Consider the following 25511-nt stretch of genomic DNA (forward strand, 5'->3'; position numbering starts at 1 on the left):
ATGAGGCAACAATTCGGAAAAGTGATCTGTGACGCCCTCGCGCGCACGCGCGCGTATAGGGGTGGTTCGGAGGAGGCCGCGGGCAACGCCGCGACCTCGGTTGACACGCGCGACGCCCGCGAGGCGGGCGGCGTGCCGATGGGCGACGCGGCGGCCTTCGCCGGCGCCGGTGCGGGCGTCATCGCCCACACGGCCCCGCGGCAGATGCCGCTGCCCAAGCGCGTGCTGGCGGTGCTGCTGTCGGTGCTGCTCGTGTCCACCATGTGGACGGACGCCTCCATCGCCGAGGCGCGCACCCGCGTGCTCGGCGACACCCCGTCGGCCACCCAGGCCGACAGCAACGACGGCGCTGCCGACGCCGCCGCTGACGACAACGACGCGAAGGACGCGGAAGACGCCGCCGCGACCGACGCCGATGACGCCGACGCCGACAAGGCCGATAGCGACAACGCCGATGCCTCCGGCGACTCCAGCGAGCCCGACTTCGACAGCTTCCTGCCCGAGGGCCTGGTGGAGGCCGACAAGGTGCTCCCCAAGGTGTCGGACAAGCTGCAGCAGGCCAAGCGCGACCACCTGATGACGACCGCCAGCGCCAAGGCCGACGACGTGAAGCGCGCCCTCCAGGAGCGCTTCGCCTTCAGCCTGACCCCGACCGGCGCGCTGCGCGCCTCCGACGACGCCTACCAGCTGGGCGGCGGCGCCGCGCTGAACTTGGCCGCTGACCTGGGCAACCTGGACGTGCTGCTCGACGGCGGCTACCTGGGCGCCGTCGAGGACACCGACGTGGTGGCCCTCACCTTCACCGCCCCCTACGTCTACGCGCTCAACGCCGACGGCACGCCCGCCACGGCCGCGCAGCTGGCGGCCGCCGCCGGCTCCGCCGCGCCCGACGCGCCCGCGGTCAAGCAGACGCTGTCGCAGGAGGAGTGGAAGGCCTACGGCGGCGAGGCGCTGGGCATGCGCGTCATGCTCGCCGCCGACGAGCTGCCGGTGGGCTGGACGGTGTGGACCGAGCACCGCGGCCGCTACCTCAAGCACACCGCGGCCGACCTCAAGGCCGGCCTGTCGGGCACCATCGTCTTCCGCTACGAGGGCGTGCAGGACAAGAACGGCATCACCGTGCCCGAGACGCGCGGCCAGCTGGCCGCCGGCGCGGCCATGCCCCAGCTCGTCGCGCGCATCGCCGGCGACATCCCCGTCGACCAGCGCCTGGACGTCACCGCCGGCTACGCGGTGAGCAGCTTCACCGCCGCGCTGGAGGAGACAGCCGACGGCAAGCAGGAACCGAAGTCCGACACCGTCGTCATGCCGCTCTCCGAGCCCTCCGCGGCGAAGCTCACGCTGACCAGCGCGGCGCCGAAGGTGGGCGTCGCGGCCAGCATCGCGCCGCTTTCCGACCCCACGATGGGCGAGGCCGAGGGCTGGGCGACCTTCGCCGTCACCGTGCGCGCCGCCCAGGGCGACTACGCGCTGAACGGCGTCACCCTGCACCTGGCCGACCTGCCCGACGCCGACGGCAAGGGCGTGCCCAACGCGGCCCGCAGTCTGGCGTTCGACATGACCGACCTCACCGACGAGCAGCGCGCCGAGCTGGCCGCCATCGACCCCTCCGACGCCGAGGCCCTGGCCGCGGCGCTCGAGGAGCTGGACGTGGAGGCCGTCAGCGGCACGCCGGCCGGCGAGGGCGCCGTCAGCATCGCGCTCGACCTGCGTCCGAACGCCGAGGGCGCCGCGCAGCCCCAGGACGGCCCGCGCCAGGACGCCAAGACCGCGCGCACCAAGAAGGACACCGAGCGCGTGATCTACCTGGCCGTCGCCTACGACGCCGACGCGCTGGCGCCTGCCGAGGACGGCACGACGCTCGAGCCCACCGCCCTGGCCGTCAGCCTCACCGCCGCCGTCAAGGCGAAACTGGTGCAGGAGGAGAAGGTGACCGCCCAGGTCAAGGCCGACTCCGACGCCGTGCTGGCCGACGAGGAGGCAGCCCAGGTGCTGGCCCTCGGCGACCAGGCGCTCACGTTCCCGCTGCCGCCGGCGCCCGAGGCCCCCGAGCCCAGCGAGCCCGCCGACGACCCCGCGACCGACCAGCCCGAGCCCGAGGCGCCCGCCGACGAGCCCTCCGACGAGCCGGCCGACCAGCCCGCGACCGACGAGCCGGCCGCCGACGAGCCGGCCGAGCCCTGGACCCCCGACGTCCCCACGCGCCCGAACACCCTGGACGCGCTCGACAGCTTCTGCATCGAGCAGAGCCAGCTCATGCTCGACAACGCGGGCGTGACCACCCTGGACGAGGTGGCCAACCCGATGAACACCCTCAACGGCCAGGACCCGGTGGCAGTGTCGATGGCCGTTATGACCCTGAGCGCCGCGCGCGCCGGCGTCAACGCCAGCTTCCTGTACCCCACCTCGCCCATCGGCGGCGTGCTCGACGAGAACCTGTTCGACCCCAACCTGGTTCCCGAGGGCATGTCCACCAGCCTCGGCAAGGGCATGTACCTGGTCAACGACCAGGACACCCCCACGCTCACGCTGGGCATCCGCTTCCAGAACGCGACGGCCGGCTACTTCGGCGGCTACAGCATGTACGCCGACGACTTCTACGGCTCCGTCGACCTGGACACCGGCGACTACACGCCCGGCTCGGACGCCAAGTCGACGCCCTACGATACTGCCCAGGACGCCATCGACGCAGCCGTGGCCGACGGCCTTGACCTAGGCTGGTACACGAAGGAGCTGGCGGGGGCCACGACCGAGACCGAGAAGCAGTACTGGATGCTCAAGGACTACAACCAGGAGAAGGTGGTGCGCGGCTTCGCGGAGCTAGGCACGTCGCTCACCCTGGAGGTGCCCTACCTCTACGAGAACGAAAACGGCGGCCTCTCGCAGTGCTATGACTACCCGGAGTGGGTGTCTCGCGGCGGCGGCTATGCCGAGGACGGCAGCCCGGCCAACACCGGCAAGGCCCCTCTGTTCGCCATCGACATGAGCACCAACAAGGGCAACATCCTGGCCTACTGGAGCGTCTACCTGGTGATTCCGACCGGCGGCGGCCAGCAGGAGCTGTTCAAGCTCGACGACTACATCAACTACGGCGGTGCCCAGGCCCAGGAGGTCCTGGACAAGCTGGTGGAGAAGTACCCGCAGATGAAGGGCGTCAACTTCAACAAGGGCCTCACCGGCACCCTCAAGTTCGTGTGGCACGGCGAGGCCGTGAGCTACGACTCCAACCCCAGCGGCTTCACCCAGAAGCTGGAGGTGAAGGGCCACCTGACGCGTTCCCCCGTGGTGACCGTGCGCATGCTCGGCGACATCCCCGAGAACGCCGGCGGCGACATCAACTACGGCGGCGACGCGCACCTCTTCTCGACCCTGGTGGGCCCGACGGAGTTCCGCTACTACCCCAACCGCAAGCCGGGCGACAACTTCCACGCCAACCTGGGCGTGGGCACGGCATCGTCCATCCGCAAGGTCACCCTGCTCAAGACCAACCTCACCTGGAAGAGCACCTACGAGGCCATATCCGACAACGTGCTCTTCGACCGCTACAACTACATGGTGTACAAGGTGGACACCGCCAACACCTCCACGGGCTCGGCCGAGATCGACGGCCTCGAGTACTTCATGCGCGTGATGAACACGCAGATGGACAACAACCAGGGCGTCACCGAGCAGGACCTCAAGCAGTGGTTCGAGTATCCGATCGGCTCGGGAAAGCCCTACAAGAACCCGACGGTCGGCGACGGCGCCGCGGGGCTGCCCCCCGACGTATCGATCGGCGATCTGGACAAGGCCAACTACATGGGCGTCCCCAACCAGGGCGGCGTGCTGCTCTACGACACCACCGACTGGCTGCAGCAGGACTACGACGCGCTCGACATGCGCACGTTCGGCAACATCGACTCCATCATGGCACGCGCCCATGCGCGCCAGCGCGTCTACGAGGAGGTCAGGGACGAGGACGGCAAGGTCGTCGGCCAGAAGCTCGTCTACGACGACTCCAAGGACGACCAGCATCCCATCACCTACGCCGAGAAGGACGCCGACGGCCGCTACAAGATAACCACCCCCGTCATCCCCTACCGCACCAACAACGAGTCGGGCCGCGTCGTGTTCCGCGCGGAGATGCGGACGCCCGAGAACGCCGGCGGCATGAACGGCCACCTCTACCCGGAGAACGCGGTGCAAGAGGGGGGGAAGGGCCACTTCACGTTCATCATGGCGGTGCCCTACACCACCAACATCCAGCAGTCGGTGGGCAGCGAGGGCCTGGGCTACTACGTGAGCCTCGACCCGCAGACCACCATCTTCTTCGGCAAGCAGGAGTCCCTCGACAAGGACTACAGCTGGACGGACAGCACGCGCCCCTTCAAGTCGGCCTTCGGCATCCCCGAGGCCACCATGACCGCCACCAAGAGCGCCTTGGAGGAGTATCGGACGCTGGCCAACGGCACCGTGCAGGCGAAGGATCCCGAGCCGGTGATGACCACCACCCAGAGCTACGTGGGCTACCCGGCGAGCTACCTCATCGGCGACTTCGCCACCTCGGGCAACATGCCGCTCTACGGCGAGGACGCCGAGAGCCCGACGGCGGGACCCGAGATATCGGACAGCCTTCCCAACTACTTCCGCCTGTACAACCTTGAGTTCGAGGTGACCACCGACGAGCCGCTCGGCTCCAACGAGAACGAGCCGCTCAGCCGGTACTTCGACACCAACACCGATGACTTCGTGGACAGCCTGGAGGCGGCGAACCGCCACGACAGCAACGTCGTGCAGCTTCAGGTGGCGAGCCCCGCCAACGACCCGGACAACCCGGATGCGGAGGACTACGACTGGGTGAACGTGGGCAAGCCGACGTACGTCGAGACCAAGACGTCCACGGGCACCGATGGCAAGACGAAGTACACGCATATATATAGGCTCGGCGGCACCACGCGCGCCGACAGCCTGGCGGCCAAGCTGGCGGCGCGCGGCATCGCGCCGTTGCCCGGCGTGGCGCCGGCGACGGACCCGGACAACCCGGACGCCGACAACTACAAGTTCACGGGCCAGATGCGCATCGTGTTCTCCACCCCCATCAAGAACAACGTCACGCTGCCGGTGGCCGTCAAGGTCAACGGCGTCATGACCATCCCCCAGAGCGACTACCGCAACACCATGTCGGTGAGCTACGGCAAGCGCACGTGGAACTACGCCTCGCAGAAGTTCTCCGCCAACCTGGAGAGCACCGATCGCGTGATGGGCGGCTTCCTGCAGGCCAAGGCCCCCACTCCCACGGTGCAGGCCACGGCCATCGCCAACGCGGCCACGCTCTACGACGACAAGGCCGCCATCAGCGCCAACGACGGCACGAAGCAGCCCATCCTCAGCCGCGACGGCGCGGGCTGGCGCTTCACCATCGGCAACAGCAACTACTCCAAGCTGGAGCCGGGCACGTTCACGCTGAGCGACATGTACGGGTCTGTCCCGGGCGCCGGCTTCGACGTGCAGAAGATCGGCATCAGCCAGGGCATCCTCGACTCGTCCGAGATCGGCAGCATCGTCCTGCGCTACCGCACCGCGCCCGGCTCGGGCGGCGGCGCGCTCACCACCAAGACGCGCACCATCACCGGCGCCGAGCTGGCGGCCCTCATGCAGAGCCACAAGGAGGTCATCACCAACCCCGACGGCACCACCACGCCCAACGGCATCTCGCTGACCCCCGAGCTGTGGCGCGACTCGCCGCTCCTCCCGGGCTACTTCGTGTCGATGGAGATCGAGTTCGACTCGTTCAACGGCCGCCAGGGCATCCCGGCGGGCGAGAAGATGTGCATCGAGGTGCAGGGCTCGCCCGAGGAGCTGGACACCATGTCGCTGTCCGGCACGTTCACCACGGCCTACGAGGACATATCCGCCAACCTGAAGCGCTACAACGTGTCGGCCCGCGCCACGGCGTCGTTCACGTCGCGCAAGGCGCCCTACAACCTGAAGGTGAAGGTCGAGGGCATGCGCGAGAGCAAGGATCCCGGCGATCCGAAGGCGCTCCAGGGCAACTGGGAGTACAAGCGCGACGACAATGGCAACATCCTGAAGGACGCCAACGGCAAGCCCATCATCGAGAAGGACGATGCCAACCGCGACAAGATCTTCGAGGGCTACATCGGCGACCCCGGCACCGGCTGGCGCATCACCGTGTCCAACGACTCCAACTTCGCCATCGGCAACGCCGTGGTGAAGGGTGGCTGGGTGCTCAAGGAATCCCAGGGCCAGGGCAAGCCGGTACAGAAGACTGACGAGGATCCGCTGAAGATTCCCTTCAAGACCAACGGCCGCACCGACTACGACACCCAGAAGATCGTCATCAGCCCGGCGCTCTACAAGCCGATGACCGTGTCGGTGGACAAGGACGGCAACCGCGTACCCGACGACTCGGCTGACAAGACGGGCACCGAGCAGCGGCTCCAGGGCGGCGTGCTGTCCGACCTGCGGCTGACCTACTGCATGGAATCGGACGCCAACCAGACGGCGCCCACCGAGCGCAACGACTTCATCATCGACGGCGCGCTTTTGCGCGCGGCCACCGGCACGCTGACGGCCGAGGACCAGGCGGCCATCACCGCCGGCACGCTGGACGTGTCGGCCCAGAAGATAGCCGATGCGGGCATCAGCGTGACGGCCGACGGCTTCGTGGTGGTGTCGCTCGAGGACAACGTGCTCTGGACGGACGCGCACTACCTGCGCGGGTTCGAGCAGTTCTTCACCGAGTTCGGCTCGGGCCTCACCCAGGACGACGGCGCCTACATCGACGTCAACGGCACCATCGTCAACCAGGACGTCATGGAGCTGGGCGGCATCTTCAGCACCAACTACGCCAAGGCCGCCTGGAACACGGCCACCGACTCCAAGGGCGTCTTCGAGGGCATGCCCTACCCGGCCGACGGCACGCCGATCATCGACGCCATCGCCAACCTGGCGGCCGACGGCAAGAGCGACGACATCCAAACCACCCGGGGCAGCCGCTCCAAGTTCGCCACCGGCGGCGTGGAGGAGAACGTCTCCGGCTTCGTCCTCAAGAGCCAGAAGGCCTACTACGACTACGACTCCGGCTACCGCGTGACCGTGGCCAACGACACCAAGTACGCCATGAGCCTGGGCGGCACCCTCACCGTGGGCCCGCTGCCCAAGGCCGTGCTCAAGGACGCCCGCGACGAGGCCGCCGTGGACGAGTTCGTCGACTACGAGACGCATCAGGTGGTGCTCTCGCGCGAGCTCTTCGAGGAGAACGCGGCGGGCGGCGTGGCCTCCGGCGCCAAGCAGGCGAGCTACGCCGGCGACATGATGGACGCCTACCTCGAGTACTACGACATCGACGACACCGCCAGCCCGCAGCTCAAGCGCCTGGAGCTGAAGGAGGTCGTGGAGTGGGTCTACGGCCACGGCATCGGCGCGGATGGCAAGGACGACGGCACCGCCGTCACCACGCTGCCCGCCTGGGCCACGGCGAAGGTGCTCGACGAGAAGGGCAACCCCACCGCCGTCGACGTGGTGTCCGTCAACGCGGACGGCGACATCGTCATCGACTGGCAGGCCTGGGGCAACGGCTACCTCGTCGGGCTCGTGCTGGACTACAGCAAGTTCAACGGCTGGGTGAACGAGAAGACGGGCGCCTTCGTGGAGCTGCGCGGCAAGGCCACCAACCGCGGCACGTTCCGCCTGGACGCCAAGTTCAAGACGAAGCAGGCCATCGAGGAGTGGACGCGTTCGTGGACGAGCTCGGTCGCCCTTAACTCGGTGCTGCCCCCCATCCGCCCGAACTCCGCCATCGGCGCCTACGGCAGCGAGACCAACGCGAGTCACCCGCAGGCCGTGGACGGTCAGATCCTCAATCCCGGCACCGCGGACCTGCGGACGCTCCACATCAACCAGGACACCCTCTACGCCAAGGGCACCGAGCGCGAGAGGTTCAACTTCGCGCGCGACTACTACAACCAGTACCCCATCGTCGCGCAGGAGATCCGCGACGACGGCGACAACGAGAAGCCCATCGCCTACCGCGAGGAGCGCAACTCAGGCTACCGCGCCATCGTCACCAACAAGTCGGACTTCCCCCTGTACCTGGGCGCCAAGCTGACCATCGGCAACCTCGTGCCCCGCTGGGACAGCTACGGCCAGGCGCTCGACAAGACGCTGGGCTACCACACCACCGACCTCACGCTCTCCGAGGGCCTGCTGGCCCATTCGCAGATCGACTCGATCACCGTGCGCTACCTGCCCGCGGGCACCAAGGTGACCTCGGGCGCCGGCCGCGGCGTGCTCACCGGCTCGAGCAGCTCGCTCAACTCGTCCACCCAGGTGGGGGATAACCAGGCCCTCATCCCCGGCGGCCTGAGCGTGAAGCTCGACTGGGACACCCAGCTGGCGAAGTACTGGGACAAGGACAACGACGGCACGCTCGACGCCGGCAACGTGTCCATCACCCAGGACGCCTGGAACAACGGCGACGCCTACTACTTCGAGGTGCACTTCAAGCGCATCGACGCCAACGTGACCGAGGCCGACAAGGCCTGGGCCGACCTGTTCGGCTACGCCATCGACTCGTGCAACGTGTCGCTGGCCACCGATCCGTACCATGCCGAGTCGAACGACCGCAACGCCTACGCCAACCAGTACGACATCCTGCACGAGGGCGCCACCCACGGCTGGGGCTGCCTCGGCGGCGGCAACAACGTCCAGCTGCGCTACGAGGGCTACAACGCCTACGTGGGCAACTACTACGTGACCATCCAGGCGGACAGCCGCCTGAAGGCCACCTACCCCGATAGCAGCTGGGACCTGCTGGCCAAGAAGGCCACCACCACCGCGGCGGGCGAGCTCACGTTCTCCGACGACCAGGCCAACCTCTACGCCATCGCCGGCATGCCGCGCACGGGCCTCACGGCCGATGCCTACTTCGACGCCGAGAAGTCCGCCGACGAGGCCATGGCGGCGTCGGGCATCGGCGGCGCGGCCACGCCGGCCAACTACGGCACGGGCGCCAAGGCGTACTGGGGCGAGGACGGCGCGGGCTACCGCTTCCACGTGTACAACGGCGGCGACGACGGCAGCGGCACCAAGGTGCCCGGCCGCAAGATGTTCGAGTCCGAGCTGCAGATAGGCACCGACTCGCAGAAGATCTACACCGACCCGGAGACGGGCAAGGAGACCACCCATCCCTCGGAGAGCCCCTACAACACCGAGATAGCCAACGAGGACGTGCCCGGCCGCGATGACGTGGAGGCCTACGAGAACGCCAAGCGCGGCTACCAGTCCAAGGCCCTCATGATCTCGAAGGGCCTCATGGCCAGCTCCGAGATCAAGGAGGTGGAGGTCACCTACTACCCGCGGGTGGCGGCAGGCGATCCCACCCCGGCCAAGCAGACCAAGGTGATGGCCTACGCCGACCTGCTGGCCGCGGGCTACGTCAACGGCGACGGCAACCTGGTCATCCCGTGGGATGAGTGGGGCCAGGGCTTCCTCACGAGCGCCGTGGTGCGCTTCACGTCCGTGAGCGTGGGCGCCGGCCTCAACGCCGACGACTGCTACGTGGACGTGTGGGGCGAGGCCAACAGCGTGATGGACATGCCGCTGTCGGCCTGGTTCGGCTGCACCTACGCCCAGGACGGGTGGCACTACCGCCTGGACGAGCCGCGCCAGCCCTACGGCGCCAACGTCAAGGGCTACGCCAAGTACAAGTGGGACGGCACGGCCGAGGGCTGCTACGCCTACGGCACGTCAAACCGCTGGAAGGCCGGCTGGCCGAACGTGTGGCCCCAGGGCACCACGACGCCTACCGGCTGGGGCAACGGCTACACCCGCATCGGCGACTTCATCCGCTACGGCTCGGATGGCGGCACGGTTCCCCCCAGCCAGGTGGAGAACCCCGAGAGCTCGTTCGACGCCACCCGCGCGCCGCAGTTCAAGCGCCTCATCGCCCAGTGGAAGAAGTACTGGAAGGGCGCCAACGTGTGGCAGGCCGGCGCCGCCACCGCGTGGGTGTACGGTCGCCCGTACGAGGTGAACGAGCAGCTGACCGCGCAGACGTTCATGCGCTCCGACGGCCCCGCCTCCGACAGCGGCTACGGCAACACCGCGCCCTACAACGGCGACGTCGACCAGAAGAACGGCAACCTCAAGCGCAACGGCACCACCACCGCCTACTGGGAGGAGTCGGGATCGGGCTTCCGCTTCACGCTGGCCAACGACTCCGCCTTCGCCATGCGCAAGGCGTACTTCGCCACCGAGGCGCTGCCCTACAACAAGTACAAGGACGAGCTCGTCAACTTCACCACCGAGTCGGTGGTGGTGGGCAAGGGTATGTTCACCCAAACTAACATGCTTGAGCTCAAGCTGTCCTACCTGGCCTACGACGCCGACGCCGACGTCACCACGCCGGGCAGCGTGACCATCCCCGGCGCCGACCTCCAGTCCTTCGCCAGCGCCTCCGACGCGGCGGCTGCGTCGGCCCTGGTGGGCACCGCCGACTGGTTCGCCGACATCCAGGTGGTCGACGGCTTGCTCACGGCCCATGACGCCGAGGGCAACGTGACGATGTACCGCGACGCCGAGGGCAACGTCGTCATCAACCGGGCGCTGTGGGGCGGCCACTACTTCCGCAACGTGGAGACGCACCTGCGCGACTTCGCGGCCCGCACCGCCGCTGCCGACGGCGCCTGGTTCGAGTTCTGGGGCACCGGCTCGTACCGCTGGCTCGACCGCACCATGCACGGCACGTTCCGCACCGACTGGATCACCCAGTGGTGGAACACCAACAACGCGCAGGACTCCGACCACGACAACTGCTCCAACCACGGCACGCACCTGCTGACCAACGACGCCCGGCGCGCGCTGACCACCGACGCCGACGTGGCGGGCGGCTTCGACAGCACGTACTGGAAGGGCAACGCCTACGTGCAGCCCTACACCTACGCGTCGTCCGGCTACCGATACAACGTGTACAGCGCCAACAAGGGCGTCTCCGCGGCGCCCGACAAGCCCGCCAGCCTGAGCGGCAACGCGCCCTACACCGCCACGGCCGGCGCGCGCCTGAACGTGGCGCTGCCGCCGGTGCGCCCCAAGGTGGAGATGTGGGCCTACAAGAACGCGGCCGCGGCCAACGCCGAGCACAGCCTGCTCACCGACAAGTACGCCACCACGGGCGAGGCCTCCGACACCGCCCGCGACGTGCCGCGTACCCCGGCGCTGACGCCGCGCCGCTCGGTTGACTGGGGCACCGAGCCCCGCGCCTACTGGCAGGACGAGCACGTGGGCTACCGCGCGGTGGTCACCAACGACTCGCTCTACGCCATGCCCCACGGCGCGCGCATCGAGATAGGCCCGCTGCTGCCCGTGTCCGACGAGTCCGCGCCGGCGCTGCTGCAGAACGCGGGCTTCCGCACCACCAAGCTCACGCTGTCCAAGGAGCTGTTCGACGCCGGCGTCGAACATGGCGTTAAGCAGGAGGACGGCACGACGGCCGATGTGAGCAGCATCAAGTCCGTCACGTTCACCTGGTACGCCAAGGACGCCAAGGCCGCCGCGCAGCAGATGACCTCCACGTGGCAGGGCGACGTCCACGCCACGGGCGGCGTTCAGAGCACCGTGACCGGCCGCACCTCGCTCATGGGCAGCGAGCTGCACGCCACCACCTACACGGCCGATCAGGTGGCCGGCTGGTTCCAGGGCAACGACGCGACGCTCTCTGCTGGCGGTGACGCCATCCTCACGAGCGAGAAGTGGCTCGACGGCGACCTGGTGGGCGTGACCATCGACTACGGCTACTTCCAGAACGGCCTCACCGGCACCGACGCCTACGTGGACTTCTTCGGCTACGCCATCGACTCGCCCGACGTGGACAAGCGCCGCGAGATCACCGACACCTGGTGCATCAACGACGGCTGGGAGGCCGATGACGGCTACGGCGTCACCCAGTTCTGGGACTGGTACTACACCGTGGTGCAGCTGCCCACCGAGTTCCGCACCACCTACGACGTGAACGCGTGGAACTACCTGTACCAGAAGATGGACGGCAACAACAACACGGCCATCCGCTCCAACGACTACAACCGCTACGCGCCTAACAGCTACGGCGAGCTCACCAACACGCGTGACTGGGCCGAGCTCTACGCGCACATGCCGGCCTCGAGCCAGCGGGTGACGGCCAAGGCCTACTTCGTGGACGGCGCCACGCCCATGGGGCCGATGGCCCCCGGCGACCTGAAGGACACCGAGACCGCCTACTTCCGCTACTATGGCTCGGGCTGGCGCTTCGGGCTGACCAACTACGCCAACCCCACGGTCGTCATGGCCAACAACAACGTGGCGTCGCTGCCCGGCGGCCACAGCGCGTGGGATCCGGACTCCAACGTCTACGACGGCGACTACGAGATGTTCGACAGCTACGTCCACGTGGGCGTTATGCCCAAGGAGGCCGTGCCCGACGGCACGGCCAGCGGCACCCAGGACGAGCGGCCCGACTACGACAACGCCTGGCGCACCTTCGACGCCAAGTCCATCAGCCTGTCGAAGGGGCTGCTCGACGCGGCCACCTGGGCCAAGCTGGGAACCGACCGCGGCAACGCGGTGAAGACCATCACCATCACCACCTACCCGCGGCCGGCCGCCGGCGGGGACGGCGACGAGGGGGCCGGGGACGCAGACCCCGACCCAGACCCGGGGGCGACCTCCGTCACGGAGACCCTGGCCGACGGCAGCACGCAGGTAACGACCACCCGCGCCGACGGCACCACAGTGGTCACGCACACCGCGCTCGACGGCACGGTGACGGCCACCTACACCTACACGCTGGCCCAGGCCGTCGCGGCCTGCCAGGGCATCACCGGCGCCGGCTACGACGCCGCGGGCAACCTGGTGCTGACCTCCGAGCTATGGGACGGCGGCTACTTCTCTGAGGCGCGCGTCGACTTCGCGCACTTCAACGCCGGCGTGCGCGAGGCCGACAACGCCGCCGTGGACGTGCTCGGCCGCACCGACGTGTCCCAGAAGAACGTGACCCTGACCGGCCAGTTCAACACCTGCTACGGCCAGAACACCGCCATCGAGGGCGGCCTGACCCCGGGTGCCGGCTGGGATCACCGCGACGACCGCTACGGCCGCTGGGGCAACGCCATCAACGGCTCGAGCGTGTCGGGTATGCAGGCCGACAGCGTGGACACCTACTTCAACCACGTGAACCCGGCCCTCACCCAGGACGCGAACGGCAACCAGGCCCTGCCCCACAAGGTGCTGGGCACCTCGCTCTACGGGTCGAGCCGCCTCAACCGCTCCAACGGCATGGACCTGGAGGACAAGGCCACCCTGGTGGCCACGATCGACCCCATCTGGCCCGACGTGATCGGCGAGACGCTGCTGGGCGCCCCGCGCCCCGGCACCGACCGCGCCGCGCTCACCTGGGATGGCAGCGAGAAGCCGGATGACCCGGGCAAGTACTTCGCCGACAAGGAGCTGGAGACCCTCATGGGGTCGCCTACCTCCGGCTGGCGCCTGGGCCTGACCAACACCCCCGGCTACGCCATGGACCACGCGCGCCTGACCGTGGGCCCGGTGTACTCCGAGCTGGTCGACGGCGTGTGGCGCGGCTTCGACGTGACCAACCTGTACCTGAGCGAAGACGCCATGGCCGCCGTCCTGGCCGGCAAGATAGCCGAGAAGAACAACACCGGATTCAGCGACGACTACGAGACCGTGGGCTCCCATGACAAGCCCGCCTTCAACCGCGCCGCCTACCAGGCCCTTTCCGTGGACGACGTGAAGGCGATGCTGGCCGGCTACACCGTCGAGCTCTACACCGTGGGCCGCGAGGACGCCACGGCCGAGGGCACCTCGACTAACGGCAACGGCAGCAAGGCCGCCAAGGTTCCCTCCACGCCCAGCGTGACGGTGAACCTGGCCGACTACGTGGTGGAAGAGGACATCTACGTCGGCGACACCGACACCCCCACCGGCAGCAAGCGCGTCGTCATCAACATCCCCAAGGAGGCGTGGAAGAGCGACGCCGAGGATGCCGACGAGGTGGCGGGCACCCCGGCCCACGCCGGCAACTACCTGCTGAAGGCCGTGTTCCACCTGCCCGGGTTCGCGTCCAACGCCCCCGGCTTCACCACCGATTCCACGGGCAAGCCCGCGGGCAACGACACCTACCTCGACGTGTTCGGCGCGCCTTCCCGCGCGGTGACCATGCGCCTGGACGCCACGTTCAGCACCGAGTACAAGACCGACGGCTGGAACCGCAACGCGTCCACCCGCACCACCGACAACGACTACTCCACCATGCTGCCGCTGACGGCCGAGCCCTCCATCCGCACCACGTTCAACTGGACGGGCGGCGACAGCAACGAGAGCCACCTGGGCATCACCCTGGCCGAGGACGGCTACACCGACGCCGACGACAGGGACATCGACCGCTACGTCTTCAACGCCAACAGCTACGTGCCCTACCGCTGGGGCGAGGGCGCGAAGGTGGACGCCGCCACCGATCCCACCACCCCCACCGAGTGGGCGTGGTACGAGTACATCCTGGAGAACAACACCCGGTCGACGGCCGAGAACGGCTACTTCGACCTGGTCATCAACGGGGTGTCCAACCCCAGCGGCAACGCGCGCGGCTTCATCCTCAAGGAGCTGCAGATGGACGGCTGGCAGCGCTACTCGACCACCGGCCGCCATCCCGTGCTGACCGAGGAGGACTTCGCCAAGGACCCGGACGTCAAGTACAACTGGGGCAACCGCGCCGGCACTATCGGCGAGCTGTGGATCTACGGCTACGACCAGAAGGTCTACCACGACAACGCCACCCACGCCACGCCCGAGGCGCTGCCCATGGCGCGCATCGCGCTGACGAACGACTTCTTGGAGCAGTACCTGGGCAACACCGTCAAGGGCAAGCAGGGCACGCTCATCCTGCCCCTCGACGAGGCCACCATCACGCCGTACCTGGCGGCGGGGGAGAGCTTCCGCCCCATCGGCACCGTGCGCCTGGTGTACAAGTCGATGGCCTCCAACCTGGTATGGAACGCCGACGAGGCCCAGGACACGTCGTTCACCGCGCGCCTCTACGGCGACGTGCGCACCCACGGCGTCCAGAGCAGCGTGACCGACCCGAACAGCTACGACAACCTCATGTCGTCCACGACGGCGTACTTCCCGCTGTCGTCCTACTACGGCAACATCAACCGCACCACCAACTGCCCGGTCAACATCACGCGCTACTACGCCACCTCCACGTCCCAGGCGTTCAAGGGCGCCTCGGCGCGCCCGAACGCGGGCACGGCGGCTAGCAGCTCGTCGGTGGAGGACGTCCAGGCGAGCACCACCGACGGCGGCACGCGCCAGCCGCTGAAGGCCCGCGCCACCAACGGCAACATCGCCGCCCACGGCTACATCTACGACAACACGAGCGCCAACCGCGCCGTGGTGGAGGTGGCCAACAAGGGCGACGACTCGGGCTACCACTTCACCTACCGCAACACCACCCGCGCCCGCTCGGACGCGGCCACCATCACCATGCGCATCGACTCGGTGTCGATGAAGACGCGCCAGATGCTCACGGCCAACGCTGACCCGGCGGACGACCTGGACTTCCAGTACTACTACGACGAGAACGGCGTCCTGCAGAGCGACGGCTACTACACCAACCGCGGCGTGGTGCGCGGCTTCAAGACCAAGCAGCTCGACCTGAGCGCGGCCACCGTGGCCATGGGCCAGTTCCAGTACGCCGACCTGACGTTCCTGCAGCCCAACGGCGTGCGGTTCACCCTGCGCGTGAACCCGACCGAGCTGGCCAAGTACAAGAACGCCGACGGCAGCTACACGCTGGACTTCGCGGGCGCCTGGGGCACCACGCTCGTGCGCGACCTGGTGGGCAGCGCCGATCTGACCGGCAGCCGCTACGCCGCCGCCGACATCACCAACTACAACGTGGCCAAGCAGCGCTACACCATCGCCGACTGCTACCTGTACCAGATCGACCTGCAGTACGGCTCGCTCGAGCCCAGCTGGCGCCCGACCAACCACCTGGAGACGGCCAGCTCCGCCGCCGACGCCAAGGGCCTGCTGGACGTGCGCGCCACGGGCAAGGCCGACTGGTACAACTCCGTGGGCAACGTGGACACCAACAACCACACCCACAACGGTGTCGCCCAGAACCGCTGCCAGGCCCACTACTTCACCACGGGCACCTACTCCAACGGCAGCCGCTGGTGGACGAACTACTACCCGCACGACGACACGCTGCACACCTCGCTGCACCTCACCCAGACCGGCGCCTACGACACGCGCGCCCTGGTGGAGAAGTGCGCGGCCATCAGCGTGCCGCGGCCCCGCATGGAGGTGCACAGCTTCGTGCAGTACGGCCAGGCCGACTACACCGAGCAGAGCCGCTCCGACAGCAGCAACACCGACGCGAACCGCACCGAGGTGACGGTTCCCTACGCCAAGACGTTCACCTTCCAGGCGCAGCTGCGCAACGAGCCCCGCTCGGGCGCGAGCGCGTTCTCGAAGCTGGACGACGCCGACGTGACCATCTCCTACCCGCTGGACTTCGAGACGAACATCGTCACGGGCCCGGGCGCCACCAACAACAAGGTGAGCACGTGGACGGGCTTCCACCCGACGGAGACCACCATCAAGGCCGACTTCATCGCCTGCTTCCCCGAGGAGACGGTGGGCAAGATCCGCATCTACGGCTTCACCCGCAACCAGGTGAACGCCGTCAAGTCGCTTTCCGCGGCCCCCACCGGCGCCAACGCCACCCAGGCCAAGATCGTCCTGCGCCCCTACTACGAGGGTACGGGCGACGACAGGCACCTGGCTGGTTTCGAGGCCGAGGACGTGGCCGCTGGCGCCACCAAGGGCAAGGGCACCCAGATTCCGCTCCAGGCCAACGGTGACTTCGTGCTCACCGAGCAGATGACCTACGACCTGGGCATCGAGGTTCCGAAGAGCTTCCAGCTGTGGTCGTGGAAGAACATGGCCGAAGACCCGGTGAACTACGCCAACCAGAACATCTTCGTCAAGGGCTACACCGACACCTACTTCGAGAAGCAGCGCGTCATTCGCGTGACCACCACCAACCACCTCGACGGGTTCCGCGAGGCGCCGCTCGACCTTCCGCTGTTCACGGCGGGCCAGCCCACCGTGGCCGGCACCGTCTACGGCAACGTTAACACCGCGGCCGACACCTACACCTACACCTACACCGACAGCTCGCTCTACTTCGTGTCGAAGATGTACTACGACGCCGTGAGCCGCGCCGCCTACGCCGACGTGATGAGCGGCCAGAGCGTCACCGACAAGACCGACGCCGACGCCAACAAGAGCCCGCTTGAGCAGGCCGTCAACAAGAAATACGAGCTCACGGCCGACAAGAGCGTGAGCACCACCACCCTGTACTCCTTCGACCCGAAGCTGGTATGCGACGGGCACGTGCCCATCGCCGAGGGCGATTGGGGCAGCTACGTCTACGACGACGACACGCCCGAGGCCGACAAGGTCAAGGTCTACGTGTACCAGGCGCCGGCCAACCCGGACGACCCCGGCACCTACGCGGAGGTCACGCTGGGGCTGGGCGAGCCCGACTCCGACAACAATCCCACCTACACCTACACGGTGGGCGCCGCCACGCTGCCGGCCAAGGGGCTGACCTTCTACACCTACAGCGACGACGCCGTCCACGACGGCTACACGGCCATCCCCGCCGACGGCGTGGACGCCTACCTCACCAACGGCCAGAGCGCCTTCGTGAAGGAGGGCGGCGCCTACCAGCAGGTTCACCTGGTGAAGGGCGAGGAAGAGGAGGACGGCTCCCACGACATCACCTACTGGCTGATGGGGGAGGCGCTGGAGAACGCGCCGGAGGCCGAGAAGGCTACGGCCAAGTGGATCCTGCGCAACGCCAACTACGACATCGTGGTGAAGTACGCCGTCAGCGACCCGAGCAAGGACGAGAACGGCACCGACATCCCGGCCGTGCCCAAGGGCAACGTCATCAGCGCCGTGGAGACGACGGCGCCGGCTGACGGCAAGCGCGGCGTGGTGGAGGTGACCGTCAGCCGCGGCACCACCGAGGAGGCCGCCGGCGAGGCGAGCAACCCCATGCGCGACCTGGTGGGCAAGACCGAGCAGTACGTGCGCGAGCAGATCGCCGGGATGAACGACTACGAGGCCCTCTCCGAGGCCAAGTACGCCTACAGCACGGACGTGGCCCAGGGCAGCGTCATCGCCATCAACCCGGCTCCCGACATGAGCAAGCCCATCCTGGACGACAAGGGCAAGCCCGTCCTGGACGCGGACGGCAATCCGACCTACCAGCCGCTGACCAAGACCGTCGACGACGGCAAGGGCGGCACCATCCTGGTCAACGTCGTCCAGCTGACCGTCTCGCTCGGCGAGTACGTCAAGGGCGAGTTCGAGGACTACCTGACCATGACCCCCGCGGATGCCGAGGCCGCCCTCGCGGCCGCCGGCTACGAGGTGGGCGCCCAGGTGCTGGAGGCCAACGACGACATCAAGCAGGGCGACATCATCCGCATCGTCAAGGACAAGGAGGCCTGGGACGAGACCGTCACCGACCCCGAGGACGGCTCCACTTCCACCGTCCACCACAAGGCGCAGGTGCACCTGGTGGTGTCGAGCGGCCTCACGCCGCAGACGGCCGAGAAGAACCTGTTCGCGTCCTACGTGGGCCAGCCGAGGGATTCTGTCCTGCAGGGCCTGATCGACGCCGGCTACACCATCGACGACGCCGACGTCACCGAGCAGCAGAGCGACGACTACGACGCCGGCATGATCATCAGCATCACCCGCAAGGGCGCCTTCAGCGACGATCCCGACAACCGCGGCGCGCTGGCGGTGGTGGTGTCGAGCGGCTACACGCCGGCCAAGGTGCGCGAGCTGCTGTTCACCAGCTGCATCGGCCTGACCCAGAGCGCGGCCACGACCATCCTCACCGACGGCGGCTACTCCGTGGCCAGCGAGGTGAGCTACGAGGCGAGCGATGACACAACCGACGAGGAGGGCAACGTCATCCCCGCCATCCCGGCGGACCACGTGGTGTGCGTGCACCTGCTGGACGCCAGCGGCAACGAGGTGACCGGCAACGACGCGCCCCTGGGCCTGTCGAAGGTGAAGATCGTGCTTTCCGCCGGCCCGTCCTCGAACGGCAGCGGCAGCGGCAGCATCTCCGGCGCCGTGGTGGGCGGCCCGTCGCATCCCCATGACGCGGACGACCCCGACGTGAGCAAGGGCAACACGGCCCTGGCCCAGGGCACCGCCGAGAACACCCGCTTCTCCAACTACAACTCCGGCTCCAACGACAGCCACCACCAGGGCCATTCCAGCTGCTGGGGCAGCTCGGCCGACGAGGGCTCGGGTGACCTGGCCATCGGCTACAAGGCCCAGGGCTCGTTCCTGGTGGACTTCCGCCAGGTGGATACCACGCCCAACGCGCGCGGCATCGGCAACGTCACGGCCAACTACCCCGAGGGCACCAGCTACATGCAGCAGGGCAACTCGGGCTACTTCACGCGCATCTGCACCTCGTGCAACAACTGGGCCTACCATGACCGGACGTTCCACTGGATCTACGGCAGCCTCGACAACGAGCACACCGGCGGCATGCGCCGCATCTACCACTACAACTACGGTTACTACAACCAGTACCACAGCTGCACCGAGTACGAGGACAACCGCCAGACCAACAACACCAACCCGGCGCTGACCCTCAACGAGCAGGGCGGCAGCCCCAACTACGACGGCCGCACCTACTCGGGCGTCAGCGGCGGCAACCCGCACTACGAGTCGGTGGGGTCGGTGACCTACAACACCGGCGCGCACCTGACCATGACCCAGAAGCTGCAAGGCGACGGCTTCGACGCGTACTACGTCAAGATCAAGCGCCAGGCGCTGCCCTATATCGACAAGGTGACCGTCAACTTCAACAAGGGTAAGGCCCTGGTGGTGACGGGCAAGGAGATCCGCCAGGCCTACTACGACGAGCTGACCACGGCCGGGACGAAGGGCACGTCGGTGCAGCGCGACAGCGACGGCAACTACTACTTCCGCCTGAACCTGCTCAAGCGCGACGCGGCCGGCAACCCGGTGGCGTCCTTCGGCATCAACTCCGACGACGCCTACCGCGACACGTTCAACGACTACACCCAGGGCATGGACATCTACCAGGTGACGTCCATCGTCTACGACATCACCATCAACCAGGGCACCACCGACAGCGCCGGCAACGCGCTGGCGCCCGACTACGGCCAGTGGTTCGACGACCGCCTGACCGACCCGAAGAAGTGGGTCGAGAACATGTCCTTCGAGGTGACGGGCCGCTTCATCAAGGCCGGCACCTACAACGCCGACGGCTCCTACGCGCCGGCCACGGTGACCGCCGTCACCGACACGGGCATGACCATCGGCGGCGAGTACGCCGGCACGGCCACCGTGCACAAGGCGGCCCAGCGCTACGATTCCCCGAGCCAGCGCTACGACAAGTCCGGCGACGACGGCCGCGGCACGTTCTCCTACGCCAACTACCACCGCAACGGCGGCTGCCACAACACCAGCTGGTACCACCAGGGCTGCGGCTGGCACGGCCACCACACCCACTACTACACCTTCGACGAGGGCAAGATGCGCCACCTGCGCACGTCGGTGCGCTTCCTCACCTACGAGAGCCGCAACTACCTGCGCAAGTCGGTCACGCGCAACAGCGGGTCGATGGGCGTGCAGGGCAACAACTACGTGACGTCCAACAACTCCGACCAGCGTGTGTTCGCCGGCGATGAGGCGTACTACCTGTCGATGTACCGCTACCCGGCGGGCTGGAACTCCACCAGCTACTCCGACCACGACTACCGGCCGTGGGCGGGCTACCAGTCGGCGTCGGACAACATCCGCATCACCGACAATCTGCCGCTGGTGTACCCCGACGATGACATCGAGTACTTCGGCTTCGTGGGCACGGGTCTCAAGTTCCTCAAGGGCTCGACCACCCAGGCCAACTCGAGCATCTGGGCGCACCTCAACCCCGACACCAACCTGGCGGCCCACGAGCGCCAGGCCAACTTCGACAAGGTGTTCATCACCCTGCGCACCACCAAGTGGGAGAAGACCGCCGACACGACGAACTGGCCCAACGGCTGGGCGCGCAACGACGCGGCCGGCCAGACCATCCGCATCCGCAAGAACAACATGTACCGGGTGAACGCCGACGGCACCGAGACCATGGTGGACCAGAACCTGGCCACCATCGGGTCGGCCGCGGCTGCCGGCGCGGGCGAGGCGGCCGACGATCCCAACAGCCCGGGCCTGGCCTACCTGTTCTCCAAGGGCCTGAACAAGGATGGCGACGCCATCATCTACTTCCAGCGCCCCTACGACTACACGCCCGAGTTCATGGACGCGGCCAACTGGGCCAGCTGCCCCGAGTACGCCTACGACCACAGCACCAAGACGCTTTCCGAGACGCCGGGCAAAACCGACCACGCGCCCATCACGCTGCACCTGCCCGACGGCGAGTTCGTGACCAGCTACACGCTGGACCTGGGGCCCTACGGCGGCGATGCTGACGCCACGGCCGAGACGGCCCGTGCCTATGACGGCGATGCCGGCGCGCCGGTAGCGGACGGCAACTACGTGTCCGACTACGCCGTGCTCGGCCGCCCCTACATCTACAAGGGGCAGACCAACAAGCTCTACGGCAAGGGCATCGGCGCGGCCAGCTACATCGACAACGCGCTGACCCGCGGCACGGTGACCAACAGCCACTTCTACGATCCGAGCACCCAGGTGGCGTCGCCCAACAAGGCCACCCACTACAACAACTCCTACCGCATCACCAACGGCGGCCTCACCCACGGCACCGTGGCCGACTGGGGCCAGGCGTCGTCCGGCCGCCTGGAGTTCAACAACCTGGGCAGCGCCTCGTACAGCTGGGTGCCGCGCGAGAGCTCGAGCGACACCGCCTGGATGGTGGGCTACCGCGTGGCCTACGGCTACGCGGCCGGCATCCAGACCGAGAACAACGGCGCCCTGACGGCCAACGCCTTCAAGACGTCGAGCGAGCTGTACCGCAACCAGTGGATCAACGACCAGAGCCAGTGGAACTACAACCCGCAGGACAAGAACCTCAACCAGTCGTTCAACACCGACGTGAAGTACGTCTACGACTACGGTGACGGCGCCGCCGACAACACGACCGACGCCAACCTGGCGCCCACCCGCGCCGTGTACGAGGTGCGCTTCCAGAACCGCGCCGACGAGGGCAGCCAGACCAACCAGCGCCGCGCCGCGCACCTGAGCAACATCTCGCTCACGAGCACCTTCGACGAGAACCTCTCGAGCGCCGCGGGCAAGGGCAAGGCCTTCCGCCTGCAGAACCTGTACGTGCCCGCCTACCTGGTGGGCAACGACGGCCACACCTGCGCCGACCACGCCAAGGGCACCTGCATCAGCTACCAGTACACGCCGGTCGTGAAGAACCCCGACGGCTCCTACGTGCCCTACACGGGCGAGCGCCACGTGGTGGACGGCAAGCAGAAGGCCGCCGACGGGAGTCAGATCTACCTGACCGTCACCGGCTCGGCCTACACGGCCAGCGACAACGCCTACATCGAGGCTCTGGCCTGCACCGACGCGGCGGCCGCCACCGCTGTGGACGAGCCCGGCGTGGATTCCCACGCCGCCGTCGGCTGCCAGGTGAACTGCCTGGCCTGTGACGGCCAGTGGTTCAACGCCACCCAGTTCAAGTTCACCTACCTGGACGCCGCCGGCGCGGAGCAGTCCAAGACCACCACGTGGGCGGAGCTTCTGGCCGAGGGCCGCGTGACGGGCCCCTACGCCGTGGGCAAGGACGGCGCCATCGTCTACAAGGCCGACAACACGCCGGTCACCACGGCTGACGGCGACTACACCGTCATCCCCGCCACGGGCGACTCCTACACGGTGAACGCCGCCGACGGCGATTACGTCATCGACATCGAGAGCTACTTCCGCGACGCGCAGCCCGTGACCGGCACCGAGGTGGACGACGAGGGCAACCCCGTCATCACCCACTACGAGAACGCGGCCGTCACCAACGACGCGGGCGATCCCATCAGCTTCCCGCTGTTCAAGGCGTCCGACGCCCAGGAGACCAACACCATCGCCGGGTTCGCCGGGCTCGATACGCCCGAGAACCAGGACTACGCGCGTGCCGTGGTGACCTCGCTCAAGGTGGACTTCGCTGCCATGAACGCCAACCGCCGGTTCCCCAACACCATGCTCGACTCGGGCCAGTGGCTCACCCGTGCCAGCGAGGCCAACCTCAAGGCGGGCAACGCGGTCAACTGGAACCACGCCTACTACGGCTACGACGCCACCAACACCAACTACGCCTTCAAGTACGACGGCGTCTTCGTCGACCGCCCGGCCGACGAGTTCACCAGCGCCACGGCCGCCAGCGCCGCGCTGACCGACCAAAACCTGCTGGTGGGCGACGCCAAGGAAGCCAACGCCGGCAACTGGGACTACGAGTCCACCCCGACGTTCGGCAAGATGGCCAACGGCTACCAGGGCACCGACGCGCGCCATCGCCTGTCGGTGGCCGTCAAGTCGAAGGATCCCAACACCGAGAGCATGGCCGCCTACGTGGACGACACCGCGGCCTACCGCGTGGCCCACAAGATGGGCATCATGGAGACCTCCTATGTGCGCGGCCGCAAGGTCGACCCGGCTATCGACTACGGCGCCGCCAAGAAGGACACGGTGTTCGCCTACGACGCCAGCACGGCTGACATCACCGTGCCGGGCACCACGTCGGCCATCACCCAGGACACCACGTCGGTGACCAACGAGTTCAGCTTCGCCGCGCCCAACGTGGTGAGCGACATCCCCGACGGGGCGCTCTACGCCGGCGACTACCTGGAATACGTGCTGTACGTGGGTGCCGACGACCTGTCGCAGCTGCCGCTGCGCCACGTGGACGCCCGCTTCACCGTCGAGCCCGGCCAGCGCATCGTCGGCTGGGAAGTGGTGCGCGAGGGTGGCAAGGTGCTCAACACCGTGGGCACCACGGCCGCGACCGACGCGGCCAACGCCGTGAGCCCCGGCGTCGTCGACCCCGACGGCAACGCCACCACCGACGGCGCGTGGTACGCGAACGAGTCGAAGTCGGCCCGCGTGACCGCCCAGATGCTCGACGGCGACGGGTTCGTCACCCTGGCCGACGTGGCCCCCTCCACCGACGTGACCAAGGTCTCGCACAAGAAGCGCGTGCCCGTCGTGCCCGTGGATCCCGAGCCCGTCGAGCCGACCGACCCCGACGAGACCGATGGCGAGGACCCGGCGCCCGAGCCGACCGCCCTGGCCGACGAGCAGGCCTACGACGTGGTGGACACGCCTGCGGGCACCGAGCACTACGCCGAGAACCGTGCGCTCGTGTTCTCCGTGGGCAGCAAGGCCCAGCAGGTGGAGAAGGGCGAGGGCGTCTACATCCGCGTCATCACCCAGATGACCGACGAGCTGCAGGCCAACCCCGACGCCGACACCTACAACGCCACGGGCAACGACGCGTTCACCAACGACGCCGACCGTCCGTCCTACAGCGCCGCCCAGGTGCGCGCCTCCTTCACGGCCACGGCCCAGCCGCTGCACGGCTACGCCCAGTACCGCGTGGGCGAGGAGACCAACCTGCCCACCGCCGGCAACTCGGCCGGCGGCGGCGCCGTCGGCACCGGGTCCAACCTGTACAAGACCCTCTACGACGAGGGCCTGGACGGCGTGGACTACTTCCACCGCACCGACATCCAGTCCAACCTGGAGCAGCGCCCGCAGTACGGCGCCCTCATCGACTCGGTGGTGCGCTTCTACAGCCACAGCGCCGACAGCCACGGCGTGCTGGCCTCGGCGGCCGCCAACGCGGCGGGGGTGGTGGCCTCCACCGCCGCCAACCGCGACGGCGAGAACCAGATGACCGGCACGTCCGGCCGTCGCGTCAACGCCAACACCGCCAACACCAACCACCTGCAGGACGTGAAGATCGGCTACAAGTGGATGGGCGAGTCGCTCACCCGCCGCTCCATCGCCAACCAGGACGGCAACCCCCTGCAGCTGACCGTGAGCGGGCTGAAGAACCCCACCTTCCACACCAACGACGTGACGGTGACGGTCAACTTCACCAACAGCTACGACACCGCGGCCCAGGCGCCTGACGGCCGCCGCATCTTCGAGGTGTACGGCCATAACATCGCCTACCCCGACGGCATCCCGGCCAACACTACCAGCTCGGTGAGCTATCCGGATGACGGCGACCCGACCACCCTGGAGGGCGACCCGGCCGTCAAGGGCCCCGAGGCCGCCGAGGGCCGCCGCAACGTGCGCGTGGAGTACTACGTGCCGCTGACGGCCGCCGACCAGGCCGACCTTAACCGCGCCCTGGCCGAGTATCCGGCCGGCGTCACCCTGGCCACCAAGGACGTGACCACCGGCGAGGGCGACGA

1 protein-coding gene (cut by a window edge) is annotated in these 25511 nt (G+C 67.9%); it reads left to right on the top strand.

Annotated features, from left to right (window positions below; translation table 11 throughout):
* On the top strand, positions 1 to 25511 hold the start of the coding sequence (locus tag LPT13_RS01935) for an SdrD B-like domain-containing protein (protein ID WP_242162942.1). 41101 nt of this gene lie beyond the right edge of the window; 25511 of the gene's 66612 nt are visible here — the first part of the coding sequence; its start codon is at positions 1 to 3; the stop codon falls past the right edge of the window.

The sequence above is a fragment of the Adlercreutzia faecimuris genome (assembly GCF_022669055.1).
GTDB lineage: Bacteria > Actinomycetota > Coriobacteriia > Coriobacteriales > Eggerthellaceae > Enterorhabdus > Enterorhabdus faecimuris.